Origin of the sequence: Rathayibacter oskolensis (genome assembly GCF_900177245.1) — a bacterium.
Taxonomy (GTDB): Bacteria; Actinomycetota; Actinomycetes; order Actinomycetales; family Microbacteriaceae; genus Rathayibacter; species Rathayibacter oskolensis.
Window position 1 is genome coordinate 1,689,831 of record NZ_FXBM01000001.1, and the last position, 13,684, is coordinate 1,703,514.

Here is a 13,684-nt window from a genome sequence, read left to right on the forward strand (position 1 = left end):
CGCGCCCCGGTCAGGAGCCGGAGCGGCGCAGGACCTGGATGAACATGGCGTCGGTGCCGTGGCGGTGCGGCCAGAGCTGCACGTGCGAGGTGCCGTCGCGCAGCGGGAGGGGCTCGCGGGTGACGGTCCGGAGGATCGCGGGGGTGTCGAGGAGCTCGAGCGCGTGCCGCTCCTGGGCGAGGGCGAGCACGCGTCGCGTCTCGCCGAGGTGCGGCGAGCAGGTGACGTAGGCGAGCAGTCCCCCCGGCGCGAGGGCCTGCAGCGCCGCGTCGAGCAGCTCGCCCTGCAGGGTCGCGAGCGGTTCGACGTCGGCGGCGGTCTTGCGCCAGCGCGCCTCCGGCCGGCGGCGCAGGGCGCCGAGACCGGTGCACGGGGCGTCGAGCAGGATGCGGTCGAACTCCTCCGGGTGCTCGCGGCCGATGTCGCGGCCGTCGCCGATGCGCACCTCGACGCTCGGATCCACGGCCGCCAGCGCCTGGCGCACCAGACCCGCGCGTCCCGGCACCACCTCGTTCGCGAGGAGCGTCGCTCCCCCGCCGCGCGCCTCCGCGGCGAGCAGCGCGGCCTTGCCGCCCGGACCGGCGCACAGGTCGAGCCAGCGCTCGCCGGCGACGATCGGGCGAGCCCGCGAGAGGGCGAGGGCCGCCAGCTGCGAGCCCTCGTCCTGGACGCGCGCGCGGCCCTCGTGGACCGCGGGGACCGCCTCCGGATCACCGCCGATGCTGACCGCGCCGACCGGCGAGTAGCGGTCGGCGGTCGCCTCGGGCAGCTCCGACGGCTCGGCGAGACCCGGCAGCGCCACCAGGTTCACCCGGGGGGCGAGGTTGTCGGAGGCGAGCAGCGCCTCGAGCTCGCCCGCCGCGCCCTCCGCGGCGAGGGCGCGACGCAGCGCCCTCACGATCCAGACCGGGTGCGAGCTCAGCGCGGCGAGACGGTCGTCGACGGAGGAGGCCGCGGCCGAGACACGCGCGCTCCACTCCTCGGCGCTCTCGCGCGAGACCGTCCGGAGGACCGCGTTCGCGAAGGCGACCGCTCCCCTCGACGAGCCGGAGGCGACGAGGGCGACGCTCTCGTTCACGGCGGCGTGCGGCGCGACCCGCGTGCCGAGGAGCTGGTGCACCCCGAGCCGCAGGGCGTCGAGGACGGGAGGATCGATCGCCTCGACCGCGCGGCCGGCCGCCAGCGCGATCACCCGGTCGTAGTAGCCGGACATCCGCAGGGTGCCGTAGCAGAGCTCGGTCGCGAGGCCCGCGTCGGCGGGCGAGAGGCCGGCGGCGCGGATGCGGGCGGGGAGCACGAGGTTGGCGTAGGCGTCGGAGCCGCTCACGGCGAGGAGGACGTCGTAGGCGACCCTGCGCGCGGGCGCGACCGAGGCGCGCGCGCTCACGCGAGCACCGTGCTCTCGCGCAGGCCGCGCGCCCAGGCGGCACCCGGCATGGGGTTCTTCCCCGCCGGCTGGACGGTCACGAGCTCGACCGCGCCGTCGCCCGTGCCGACCAGTGCGCGCCCCGCCTCGAGGCGCACCCGCCCTGCGTCGAGCGGTGCCGGGGCGTCGGCCGGCCGCGCGGAGAGGACCTTGAGGCGCTGCTCGCCGACCGCGGTGGAGGCCCCCGGCTCGGGAGTGACGCCGCGGACGAGATCGAGGACCCGGCCGCTCGGGGCGGTCCAGTCGATCCGCCCGTCGCTGACGTCGAGCTTGGGTGCGAGGGTGACCTCTCCCGTCTGCGGCACCGCGACGGCTCGGCCCGCGGCGAGATCGCCGACGACGGAGGCGGTGAGCGCGGCGCCCGAGACCGCGAGCACGTCGAGCAGCTCCCCCGCCGAGCGGTCGCCGACCTCCTCGGTGATCTCGGCGAACACGTCGCCCGCGTCGAGCTCGGCGACGAGCTGGAACACGCTCGCGCCGATCGTCCGCTCCCCCGCCATCAGCGCCCGCTGCACCGGGGCGGCTCCCCGCCAGCGCGGGAGGAGCGAGAAGTGCAGGTTGATCCAGCCCAGCCGCGGCACGGCGAGGAGGCGGGTGCGCACGAGTCCGCCGTAGGCGACGATGACCCCGAGGTCGGGCTCGAGGGCGGCGATCCGATCGGTCACCGCCTCGTCGAGACGGTTCGCGCGGATCACGGCGAGACCGAGCTCGTCCGCCGTCGTCGCCACCGGTGACGGCGTGAGCACGCGCTTGCGGCCGACCGGAGCGTCCTCCCGCGTCACCACCTCGACGATCTCGTGCTCCGTGGCGGCGAGGGCGCGCAGGGTCGGGACGGCGGCGGCCGGGGTGCCGGCGAAGACGAGGCGCACGAGGGGCTCCTGGGATCAGAGGATGTCGGGGTCGTCGAGGCGGACGCGCAGCTTCGGGGCCGGCCGGAAGCGGCCCGGCGTGGTCGGCGGGCGGCGGCGGCGGGTGGCGTTGCGGATCACCGCCGACCGGAGGCGGGCGGCCACCTCCGCACCGCGAGCGTAGTCGAAGCGCACGATCGCCCTGACCGTGCCGTCCTCGAGCCCGACCGGCCCGAGCACCTCGTGGCGATCGGCCTCGTCGAGCGCCTGGAGCGCCTCCTCGACGGCCGCGGAGTCGCCGCTGACCGTCGCGAGCCGCACCGCGGGCGGGAAGCGGAGGGCGCGCCGCTCGACCAGCTCGCCGCGCAGGTACTCGGCCTGACGCCACGTGGCCAGCGCGGTCGCGAGGCGGCCGCCGACCCCCACCAGGAGCACGGGGGCGCCGGGGCGGGCGAGAGACGCGGCGTTCGACCAGGTGCGCAGGGCGTCGTCGGCGACGCGGAGGCTCTCGCGGGCGAGCATCCGCTCGCCGTCGAGCAGGAGCACGGCGTGGTAGCCGCCGTCGGCCCGGGGCTCGGCCCCCCGCGTCGCGACGACGAGCGCCGGCTCGGCGGGCAGCGTGAGCACCGGCCGCTGGCCGTCGGCGACGATCACCTTCGCTCCCGGGAACGCGCGGCCGAGCTCCTCCGCCGTCCTCCCGGCCCCGAGGGTGACGAGACGGAGGGAGGTGGCCTCGCAGACGGGGCACGTCCACTCCGCCGCGATCAGCCCGCACCAGCCGCAGCTCGGAGCCGCGCCCGCGGAGTGGACGGCGAGCGGACCCTGGCAGCGGTTGCAGCGCGCGACGGTGCGGCAGCGGGCGCACGCGACGACCGGCGCGTAGCCCGGGCGGGCGACCTGCACGAGCACCGGCCCCGTGTCGAGGCCGACGCGCGCCTGGCGCCACGCCGAGGACGGGATGCGCGCCGCGGCGTCGTGCTCGTCGGCGGCGGACTGCTGAGCGGTCGGCACCACGTGCGGCCGCCTGGCCGGGCGCGGCTCGACCTCCGCGGCGAAGCCGATCTCGACGAGGCGCTCGACCTCGACGGTGCGGCTGTTGCCGAGCAGCACCAGCCCTGCGCCGCTCTGCTCCTGCCGCACGAGGGCGACGTCGCGGGCGTGCGCGTAGGGGGTGAGCGGCTCGGCGAAGAGGGGGTCGCCGTCGTCCCAGAGGGCGATCAGCCCGAGGGTGGACGAGGGCGCGTAGAGCACGGAGCGGTTGCCGACGATCACCCGCGGGCCCGGAGTGAGGCAGCGCAGGAACGCGGCGTAGCGCTCGGCGCCCTTCTGGCGGGCGTCCAGGCGCACGACGGCCTCCGCCGGAACCGTGCCGGCGAGGGCGAGCTCGAGCTGCTCCTGATCGCGGTAGTCGGGGACCGCGAGGATCGCGTCCCTCCCGGTGGCGAGCGCGGTGCGGGCCAGCTCGGCGAGGGTGAGCGCCCAGCCGCCCACCCACTCCCCCGAGGCGAGCTGCACCGGGGTCGGGACGGCGCCGACGGCGAGTCGGCCGCCGTCCGCGAGCGGGTCGAACGCCTCCGGAGTGTAGCCGGAGACGCCGCCCGGCTCGATCGGGGGTGCGGGAGCCGCCGGCTCGGCGGCGACGTGGGCGCGCTCGACGCGCACGTGCCGCCGGGGGACGGCGAGGCGCAGGACGTCGCTCGCCCCGCCCGCCGCCCGGTCGGCGACGCGCCGGGCAAGCGCCCACACCTCCGGGGTGAGCACCACGACGGGCGAGACCAGCTCCTCGATCTCGCTCAGCGCACCCGCGTGCTGCGAGCCCTCGCCCACCTCGACCACGAAGGCGTCGGCGATGCGGCCGCCCGTCCGCAGCGGGACGCGGACGCGCACGCCCTGCCGCAGCTCCTCGAGCATCCGCTCGGGGATCGCGTAGTCGAGCAGCCGATCGAGCTGCGGGAGCGGTGAGTCGAGGAGGACGCGCGCGACGGCGGTGACGCGACCGACCTCGACCACCACCTCCGCCGCGCCCGCTACGAGAGACCCGCTGCTGAGCGGAGGTCGTCGACGCGGTCGAGGCGCTCCCAGGTGAAGTCGGGCAGCTCGCGGCCGAAATGCCCGTAGACCGAGGTCTGCGAGTAGATCGGACGCAGGAGATCGAGGGCGTGGATGATCGCGGCGGGCCGCAGATCGAACACCGAGCGGATCGCCTCCGTGATGATCTCGTCGGGAAGGGTGCCGGTGCCGAAGGTCTCGACGTAGAGGCCGACGGGGGCCGCCTTGCCGATCGCGTAGGCGACCTGCACCTCCATCCGGGAGGCGAGGCCCGCGGCGACCGCGTTCTTCGCGACCCAGCGCATCGCATACGCGGCCGAGCGGTCGACCTTCGACGGGTCCTTGCCCGAGAAGGCCCCGCCGCCGTGCCGCGAGGCGCCGCCGTAGGTGTCGACGATGATCTTGCGGCCGGTGAGCCCGGCGTCGCCCTGCGGGCCGCCGATCTCGAAGCGGCCGGTGGGGTTGATCAGCAGGCGCACCGCGGAGGAGTCGAGGTCGACCGTCTCGAGGACCGGACGGATCACGTGCGCCTCGATGTCGGCGTGGATCGTCTCGGTGCTCACGTGCTCGGCGTGCTGGGTCGACAGCACGACGGTGTCGATCGAGCGGGGCGTCGTGCCCTCGTAGCCGATCGTGACCTGCGTCTTGCCGTCGGGACGGAGGTAGTCGAGCTCGCCCGACTTGCGGACGGCCGCGAGGCGCTCGGCCAGGCGGTGCGAGAGCCAGCTGGGCAGCGGCATGTACTCGGGGGTCTCGTCGGTGGCGAAGCCGAACATCAGACCCTGGTCGCCCGCGCCCTGCCGGTCGAACACGTCGTCGTCGGAGGCGTCGGTCCGGACCTCGAGGGCGGTGTCGACACCGGCGGCGATCTCGGGCGACTGCTGGCCGATCGAGACCGAGACCCCGCACGAGCGGCCGTCGAAGCCCTTCTCGGACGAGTCGTAGCCGATCTCGACGATCGTGTCGCGGACGATCTTGGGGATCTCGACGTACCCCGAGGTCGACACCTCTCCGGCGACGTGCACGAGACCGGTCGTCACGAGCGTCTCGACCGCCACGCGGCTGTGCGGGTCCTCGCGGAGCAGCGCGTCGAGGATCCGGTCGGAGATCTGGTCGCAGATCTTGTCGGGGTGGCCCTCGGTGACCGACTCGGAGGTGAACAGGCGGAGGGGACCGGAGGTGGTCATGGCTGGCGTCTCTTTTCGTACGGAGTCGATGAGCACCTGATCGGTGAGCACCGCGAGCGGTGGGCAGCGGAGTCGATGACCACCGGAGTCGATGAGCACCCGAGTCGGTCGTCACGCACCGGAGCCTGTGCGCGCCGCTCGGCGACGCGGCGCGGACCTCCCGGAGCCGGCGGACCTGCCCGTCGGGAGGGCGGCGTGCCGACTAGCGCGCGACCACGTCGAGGACGCGATCGGCGACCGACGACTTGGTGCCGGAAGCCTCGATCACTATATCGCCGGCCCGATCGAGGACCACGACGGCGTTGCTGTCGCTCTGGAAACCCTCGGTCCAGCCGACCCTGTTGAGGACGAGCAGATCGCAGCCCTTGCGCGCGATCTTGGCCCGCCCGAGCTCCAGCATCGCCTCGCGGTCGGGCTCGGTCTCGGCGGCGAACCCCACGACCAGCTGACCGTCGGTCTTCGCCGCGGAGATCTCGGCGAGGATGTCGGGGTTCTTCACGAGCTCGAGGACGAGCCGATCGCCCTGCTGCTCCTTCTTGATCTTCGACTCGGCGACGCTCGCGGGCCGGTAGTCGGCGACCGCGGCGGCCATGATCACGATGTCGGCGTCCTTCACGGCGGCGAGGACCGCCTCGCGCAGCTCGAGAGCCGTGCCGACCGTACTCACCTCGACCCCGCGGGGCACCTCGATGTCGAGGTTCGCGGCGAGGACGCTCACCCGGGCCCCGCGCGCCGCGGCCGCGAGCGCGAGCGCCACGCCCTGCCGGCCGCTGGAGCGATTGCCGACGAAGCGGACCGGGTCGAGCGGCTCCCGGGTGCCGCCGGCGGTCACGAGGACGCGGAGGCCCTCGAGGTCGCGGCGGGCACCGGAGGAGCGGGCGTGCACCGCGAGCGCCTCGGCGACGATCGTCGCGGGCTCCTCCATGCGGCCGGCTCCGGAGTCGGTGCCGGTGAGCTGCCCCACCGCCGGGCCGACGACGTGCACCCCGCGCGAGCGGAGGGTCGCCATGTTCGCGACGGTCGCCGGATTCGCCCACATCTCGGTGTGCATCGCCGGAGCCACGACCACCGGGGCCGTGCTCGCGAGCACGGTGTTGCCCAACAGGTCGTCAGCGAGGCCGGTCGCGAGCTTGGCGAGCGTGTGCGCGGTCGCCGGGGCGATCACGATCAGATCGGCCGCCTGGCCGATCGCGACGTGGCGGACCTCGGCGACCCCCTCGTAGAGCTCGGTGTGGACCGCGTTGCGGGAGATCGCCTCGAGGGTCGGCTTGCCGACGAAGCGCAGTGCCGCCTCGGTGGCCACGACGTGGACGTCGTGACCCTCGAGGACGAGCGCGCGCACCACCCCGACGGCCTTGTAGGCGGCGATCCCGCCGGTGATGCCGACGACGACGTTCAGCCGCCGGACGGCCTTCCGCGAGGTGCGCACGCGAGCCGTGCTACTCGGCGAGCGGCTGGGCGACGAGCTTGTCCTCGTTGATCTCGTGCAGAGCGACCGACAGCGGCTTGTCGTCGATGGTCGAGTCGACGAGCGGTCCGACGTTGTCGAACAGGCTGCCCTCGTGCAGGTCGGCGTAGTAGTCGTTGATCTGGCGAGCGCGCTTGGACGCGAAGATGACGAGGGCGTACTTGGAGTCGACCTTCGAGAGGAGCTCGTCGATGGGCGGGTCGATGATGCCGAGGTTGTTGGCCATGGTGTCTCCTTGCGTGGCGCATCAGCGCCGATCTGCGGCTCCGGAGCTGCGGGACGCGGCGACCGGAGTCGGGAGCCCTGTGGCGGGAACCCTGTCGAGGTCGGGGCGTCGGCCCGGAGGTGGTCGGTGGCCGGGGCTTCAGCGACCCGCGTCGGCGGGTGCGCCGTCGGCACGAGGCGACATCAATTCTACGACCTCGCGGGCCGCTTCGGGCACGGTGCTGTTCACGACGGCGAAATCGAACTCGTCCTGCGCGGCGAGCTCGACGCGCGCGGTCGCCAGACGGCGCTCCTGCTCCTCGGGACTCTCGGTGCCGCGGCCGACCAGGCGGCGCACCAGCTCGTCCCAGCTGGGCGGCAGGAGGAAGACGAGTCGCGCGTCCGGCATCCGCTCGCGCACCTGCCGCGCGCCCTGGATGTCGATCTCGAGCATGACCTGGCGTCCCTCGGCGAGGGCCGCCTCGATCGGACCGCGCGGCGTGCCGTAGCGGTGCGCGTTGTGCACGGTGGCGTACTCGAGGAACTCCCCCGCCTCGATCATCCGGTCGAACTCGGCCGAGTCGACGAAGTAGTAGCTGACTCCGTCGATCTCGCCCGGGCGCGGCGAGCGGGTCGTCGCCGAGACCGAGAGCAGCACGTCGGGGTAGTTCTCGCGGATGTAGGTCGAGACGGTGCCCTTGCCGACGGCGGTGGGACCGGCGAGCACCAGGAGGCGGTTGCGATCGGACCGGCGCTGACGCGCCTCCCGCTGCTCGAGGAAGGACCGCAGGCCCTCGACCTGCCGGCGTCCGAGACCGCCGAGGCGCTTGGACGGCGCGATCTGCAGCTGCTCCATCACTCGCGGCGTCTTGACGACGCCGAGCGCCGGCACGGCGCGCAGGAGCTCGGTGACGCGCATCCGCCCCTCGACCCCGGTGGGGTCGGCCTGCGCGGCGGCCAGCACGGCCGTGGCGGCGCGGGCGCCCGAGGCGATGTCCTTCTTGACCCCGGCACGGGCGCGTCGAGCGGCGATCGCCGCCGCCGAGGCGGCGCGCCGATCGACCTCGGGGGGCGAGGGGCGGCGTCCGAGCGCTCCGGAGGAGGCGTCCGTCTCGGGACTGACGGGGCTGAGCGATTCAGCGGACAAGGGTCTCCTGGATGTGTGTGGCGCGGCGGTCGATCTCTGCGGCGATCCCCTGGGGTCCCGCGCCGAGGACACTGCGCGACTCGCTCACGATCGCGGCGGCGGCCAGCTCTCCGAACAGCCGCGTCGCGTCGGCGACCTCCGCCCCCTGGTGGCCGAAGCCGGGGGCGAGCACCGGCAGCGCCGGGCTCGGCCGCGAGGAGGTGTCGATGCCGAAGTCGCCGAGGGCGACCGTGGCTCCGAGCACGACGCCGATCGAGCCGATCGACGAGTGCGCGTGTCCCTCGTTCCAGGATGCCACGTCCTCCAGCACCGCGCGCGCCAGGGCGGAGCCGCTGCGGGGTCCGTCCTGGACGACCGCCCGCTGCACAGGGCCCGCCTCCGGGTTCGAGGTGGCGGCGAGGACGAAGACGCCCTTGCCCGCCTCCTCCGCGAGCTCGAGCATGCCCTCGAGCGAGCCGAGGCCCTGGTAGGCGGAGGCGGTCATCGCGTCGGCCTCGAGCGGCGAGCCCGGGCGCAGCCACGCCTCGGCGTAGGCGGTGACGCTCGTGCCGATGTCGCCGCGCTTGGCGTCGGCGATGACGACGAGACCCGCGGCCCGCGCATCCGCGAGGATCCGCTCGAGGGCGAGGTAGCCGGCCGCGCCGTGGCGCTCGAAGAACGCGACCTGCGGCTTGACGATGCCCGCGCGACCGGCGGCCGCCTCCACGACGGCCCTGCCGAACGCCTCGAGACCCGAGGCGTCGTCGGCCAGCCCCCAGGCGTCGAGGAGGAAGGCGTGCGGGTCGATCCCGACGCAGAGCTGCCCGTGGGCCTCGAACGCCCGCTCGAGCCGGTCGCCGAAGGAGGCGCCGCGGGTCGCGTCGATCACGCCGTGCGCTCCGCCCGGCGCAGCGCGTAGTCCTGCAGGCTGGTCACCTCGAAGGGCTCGGCGGCCGCGTCGAGCGAGGCCACGGCGGCCGCGAGCTGGGCGATCGTGGTGAACAGCGGCTTGTCGGCGGCCACGGCGGCGGCGCGGATCTCGTAGCCGTCGGCGCGGGAGGCGCCTCCGCTGGGCGTGTTGATCACGACGTCGACCTCGTCGCGGCTGACGAGCTCCACGATCGAGGGCGCGTCGTCGACGGCCGCCTCGCTGTACTTGCGGACGACGCGCGCCTGGATGCCGTTGCGGTTGAGCACCTCCGCGGTGCCCTGGGTCGCGAGGATCTCGAAGCCGAGCTGACGCAGGCGGAGCGCCGGCAGCACGATCGCCCGCTTGTCGCGGTCGGCGACCGAGATGAACACCGTGCCGCTCGCGGGCATGCCGCCGTAGGCCGCGTCCTGGCTCTTGGCGAAGGCGCGCGGGAAGTCGCGGTCGATCCCCATCACCTCGCCGGTCGAGCGCATCTCGGGGCCGAGCAGCGAGTCGACGATCTGGCCGTCCTTGGTGCGGAAGCGCTTGAAGGGCAGCACCGCCTCCTTCACGGCGATCGGCGAGTCCATCGGCACATCGGAGCCGTCGCGCTCGGGCAGGAGCCCCTCGGCCTTGAGCTCGGCGATCGTCTCGCCGACCATCAGGCGCGAGGCGGCCTTCGCGAGCGGGATGCCGAGCGCCTTCGAGACGAACGGGACGGTGCGCGAGGCGCGCGGGTTCGCCTCCAGGACGTAGAGCACGCCCTGGCCGATCGCGAACTGCACGTTCAGGAGCCCGCGGACCCCGACTCCCTCGGCGATCGCGAGGGTCGCCTCGCGGACGCGGTCGATCTGCGTGCGGCCGAGGGTCACCGGCGGGAGGGTGCAGGCCGAGTCGCCGGAGTGGATGCCGGCCTCCTCGATGTGCTCCATGACGCCGCCGATGTAGAGCTGCTCGCCGTCGTAGAGCGCGTCGACGTCGATCTCGATCGCGTCGTCGAGGAAGCGGTCGACCAGCAGCGGGTGCGTGGCGTCGATGATCCCCTGATCGGCCATCCGCTCGAAGTAGTCCTCGAGCTGCTCCGTCGCGTAGACGATCTCCATGCCGCGGCCGCCGAGGACGAACGACGGGCGCACGAGCACGGGGAAGCCGATGCCGGCCGCGACGTCGAGCGCGCCGGCGAGGTCTGTCGCGGTGCCGTTCTTCGGGGCGAGGAGGCCCGCCTCGTCGAGGATCCGCGAGAACGCGCCGCGCTCCTCCGCGAGATCGATCGCCGCGGGAGTGGTGCCGAGGATCGGCACGCCGGCCGCCTCGAGGCCCGCCGCGAGGCCCAGCGCGGTCTGGCCGCCGAGCTGGACGACGACGCCGACGAGCTCGCCGGACTGCGACTCGGCGTGGATCACCTCGAGCACGTCCTCGAGCGTGAGCGGCTCGAAGTAGAGGCGGTCGGAGGTGTCGTAGTCGGTGGAGACCGTCTCAGGGTTGCAGTTGATCATGATCGTCTCGTAGCCCGCCGCCGAGAGCGCGAAGGAGGCGTGCACGCAGGAGTAGTCGAACTCCACTCCCTGCCCGATCCGGTTGGGGCCGGAGCCGAGGATGACGACCTTGCGGCGGTCGGCCGCGACGACCTCGGTCTCCTCGTCGTAGGAGGAGTAGTGGTACGGCGTGAGGGCCGGGAACTCGCCCGCGCACGTGTCGACGGTCTTGTACACGGGCCGCACGTCGAGCTCGTAGCGGGTGCGGCGCACCTCGGCCTCGTCGAGTCCGCGCAGCTCGGCGATCTGGATGTCGGAGAAGCCGTGGTCCTTCGCGAGGCGCAGGACGCCCGCGTCGAGCGACGGGTGCTCGTGGACCAGCTCGGCGATCTCGTTGATCAGCACGATCTGGTCGAGGAACCACGGGTCGATCTTCGTCGCCTCGAACGCCTGCTCGACGCTCGCGCCCAGACGCAGCGCCTGCTGCACGGTGACGATGCGCCCGTCGGTCGGGGTCTTCGCGATCTCGAGGAGCTCCTCCACCGAGCGCTGCTGAGCGCCCCAGTGGAACGACGAGCCCCGCTTCTCGAGCGAGCGGAGCGCCTTCTGCAGCGCCTGAGCGTAGTTGCGCCCGATCGCCATCGCCTCGCCGACCGACTTCATGGTCGTGGTGAGCGTGGGGTCGGCCGCCGGGAACTTCTCGAAGGCGAAGCGGGGGACCTTGACCACGATGTAGTCGAGGGTCGGCTCGAAGCTCGCCGGGGTCACCTTGGTGATGTCGTTCGGGATCTCGTCGAGTCGGTAGCCGATGGCGAGCTTCGCCGCGATCTTGGCGATCGGGAACCCGGTCGCCTTCGACGCCAGAGCGGAGGAGCGCGAGACCCGCGGGTTCATCTCGATGACGATGATCCGCCCGTCGGCCGGGTCGACCGCGAACTGGATGTTGCAGCCGCCGGTGTCCACGCCCACGTCGCGGATGATCTGGATGCCGATGTCGCGGAGCTTCTGGTACTCGCGGTCGGTGAGCGTGAGCGCCGGCGCGACCGTGATGGAGTCGCCCGTGTGCACGCCGACCGGGTCGACGTTCTCGATCGAGCAGACGACCACCACGTTATCGGCCGTGTCGCGCATCAGCTCGAGCTCGTACTCCTTCCAGCCGAGGATCGACTCCTCGAGGAGCACCTCGGTGGTCGGGCTCTGGTGCAGCCCGTCGGTGACCATCCGCACGAGCTCCTCGCGGGTGTACGCGAAGCCGGAGCCGAGGCCGCCCATGGTGAAGGAGGGCCGGATGACGAGCGGGTAGCCGAGGTCCTCGGCGTACTCCACCGCCTCGTCGACCGTGTGCGCGATGTGCGACCTGGCGACGTCGGCGCCCGCGTCGAGCACGAGCTGCTTGAAGATCTGGCGGTCCTCGCCGCGGTTGATCGCCTCGAAGCTCGCGCCGATCAGCTCGACGTCGTACTTCTCGAGAATCCCGAGGTCGTGCAGCTGGATCGCGGCGTTGAGCGCGGTCTGGCCGCCGAGGGTCGGCAGGATGGCGTCCGGCCTCTCCTTGGCGATGATCGCCTCGATCGCCTTCGGGGTGATCGGCTCGACGTAGGTCGCGTCGGCGAAGTCGGGATCGGTCATGATCGTCGCCGGATTGGAGTTGACCAGGATGACGCGGACGCCCTCCTCGCGCAGCACGCGGCAGGCCTGGGTGCCCGAGTAGTCGAACTCGACGGCCTGACCGATGACGATCGGGCCGGAGCCGATGACGAGGACGCTCTGGATGTCTTCCCTGCGGGGCATCAGTTCTGCTCTCCGGTGGTGGTGGTGGTGGCGGGGACCGCGCCGCCCTGCTCGGCCGTGCGCTGCACGACCATGGCGCGGAAGCGGTCGAAGAGGTAGTTGGAGTCGTGCGGACCGGCCGCCGCCTCCGGGTGGTACTGGACCGAGAAGGCCGGGATGTCGAGGCAGCGCAGCCCCTCGACCACCGAGTCGTTCAGGCTGTAGTGGCTGACCTCGACGCGGCCGAAGCCCTCCGGCGAGTCGAGCTCGCCCTCGATCGGCGCGTCGACCGCGAAGCCGTGGTTCTGCGCCGTGATCTCGACGCGGCCGGTCAGCTTGTCGAGCACCGGCTGGTTGATGCCGCGGTGGCCGAAGGGCAGCTTGTAGGTGCCGAAGCCGAGCGCGCGCCCGAGCAGCTGGTTGCCGAAGCAGATCCCGAAGAAGGGCAGGTCGGCGCGGAGGGTGGTGCGCAGCAGCTCGACGTGACGGTCGGACGCCTCCGGGTCGCCGGGCCCGTTCGAGAAGAAGAGGGCGGAGGGGTCGAGCTCGAGGACCTGCTCGGCCGTCACCGACTCGGGGAGCACGTGCACGTCGAAGCCGCGCTCCGAGAGGTAGTTCACGGTCGACGTCTTGACGCCGAGATCGATGACCGCGACGGAGCCGACCCGCTCGCCCTGCGCCGGCACCGTGTACTGCTCGTCGGTCGAGACCTCCGAGGAGAGGTTGAGCCCCTCCATCTGCGCACCGCCGAGCACCAGCTCGAGCTGCTCGTCGGCGGGGATCGCGAGGTCCTCCCCCGAGAACACGCCGGCGCGCATCGAGCCGGCGGAGCGGATGTGCCGGGTGATGGCGCGGGTGTCGAGCCCCGAGATCCCGACGATGCCGTCGGCCTCGAGATCGTCGTCGAGCGAGCGCTGGGCGCGGAAGTTCGACACGACGCGGGAGGGATCGCGGACGACGTAGCCGGCGACCCAGATGCGGCGCGACTCCCTGTCCTCGTCGTTGGTGCCCGTGTTGCCGATGTGCGGGGCGGTCTGCACGACGATCTGGCCGGCGTAGGACGGGTCGGTGAGGGTCTCCTGGTAGCCGGTCATGCCGGTCGCGAAGACGATCTCACCGAGCGTGCGGCCGCGCGCGCCGTAGGCCTGACCCGAGAATCGTCGCCCGTCCTCGAGGACGAGGACGGCGGTGGGTTCGGTGCTGAGGCGTGTGGTTGGCACG

The 13,684-nt window shown here is 73.2% G+C and carries 10 protein-coding genes; all 10 read right to left on the reverse strand.

Going from position 1 to position 13,684, the window contains the following annotated elements:
* Window positions 1-10: 10 nt before the first annotated feature.
* Window positions 11-1,387, reverse strand: a complete 1,377-nt coding sequence (locus B9Y99_RS08055) for an RsmB/NOP family class I SAM-dependent RNA methyltransferase (RefSeq protein WP_244274799.1) — start codon at window positions 1,385-1,387, stop codon at window positions 11-13.
* Window positions 1,384-2,295 carry a methionyl-tRNA formyltransferase gene (locus B9Y99_RS19165; RefSeq protein WP_085475966.1) on the reverse strand — a complete coding sequence of 304 codons (912 nt, stop codon included), beginning with the start codon at window positions 2,293-2,295 and terminating at the stop codon, window positions 1,384-1,386. Before B9Y99_RS19165 ends, B9Y99_RS08055 begins: the two co-directional genes overlap by 4 nt.
* 15 nt (window positions 2,296-2,310) lie before the next feature.
* Window positions 2,311-4,284: a primosomal protein N' family DNA-binding protein gene (locus B9Y99_RS08065; protein ID WP_085475967.1), complete on the reverse strand. Its 1,974-nt coding sequence runs from the start codon at window positions 4,282-4,284 to the stop codon at window positions 2,311-2,313.
* Window positions 4,285-4,301: 17 nt separating this feature from the next.
* Window positions 4,302-5,510 (reverse strand): methionine adenosyltransferase, encoded by a 1,209-nt coding sequence (gene metK, locus B9Y99_RS08070; protein WP_085475968.1) that lies wholly within the window; start codon window positions 5,508-5,510, stop codon window positions 4,302-4,304.
* Window positions 5,511-5,712: 202 nt separating this feature from the next.
* On the reverse strand, window positions 5,713-6,909 hold the full coding sequence (gene coaBC / locus B9Y99_RS08075) for a bifunctional phosphopantothenoylcysteine decarboxylase/phosphopantothenate--cysteine ligase CoaBC (protein WP_085476312.1): 1,197 nt from the start codon (window positions 6,907-6,909) through the stop codon (window positions 5,713-5,715).
* A gap of 40 nt (window positions 6,910-6,949) precedes the next feature.
* Window positions 6,950-7,204: a DNA-directed RNA polymerase subunit omega gene (gene rpoZ, locus B9Y99_RS08080; RefSeq protein WP_055791825.1), complete on the reverse strand. Its 255-nt coding sequence runs from the start codon at window positions 7,202-7,204 to the stop codon at window positions 6,950-6,952.
* 138 nt (window positions 7,205-7,342) lie between these two features.
* Window positions 7,343-8,329, reverse strand: coding sequence for a guanylate kinase (gmk, locus tag B9Y99_RS08085; protein ID WP_085475969.1), 987 nt, complete (start codon window positions 8,327-8,329; stop codon window positions 7,343-7,345).
* Window positions 8,319-9,197 (reverse strand): orotidine-5'-phosphate decarboxylase, encoded by an 879-nt coding sequence (pyrF, locus tag B9Y99_RS08090; protein ID WP_085475970.1) that lies wholly within the window; start codon window positions 9,195-9,197, stop codon window positions 8,319-8,321. Before pyrF ends, gmk begins: the two co-directional genes overlap by 11 nt.
* Window positions 9,194-12,484 carry a carbamoyl-phosphate synthase large subunit gene (gene carB, locus B9Y99_RS08095; protein ID WP_085475971.1) on the reverse strand — a complete coding sequence of 1,097 codons (3,291 nt, stop codon included), beginning with the start codon at window positions 12,482-12,484 and terminating at the stop codon, window positions 9,194-9,196. The genes pyrF and carB overlap by 4 nt, the downstream gene beginning before the upstream one ends.
* The gene (gene carA / locus B9Y99_RS08100) at window positions 12,484-13,683 is read right to left on the reverse strand and encodes a glutamine-hydrolyzing carbamoyl-phosphate synthase small subunit (protein WP_085475972.1); all 1,200 of its coding nucleotides are present in this window, start codon (window positions 13,681-13,683) and stop codon (window positions 12,484-12,486) included. Before carA ends, carB begins: the two co-directional genes overlap by 1 nt.
* Window position 13,684: the final 1 nt, after the last annotated feature.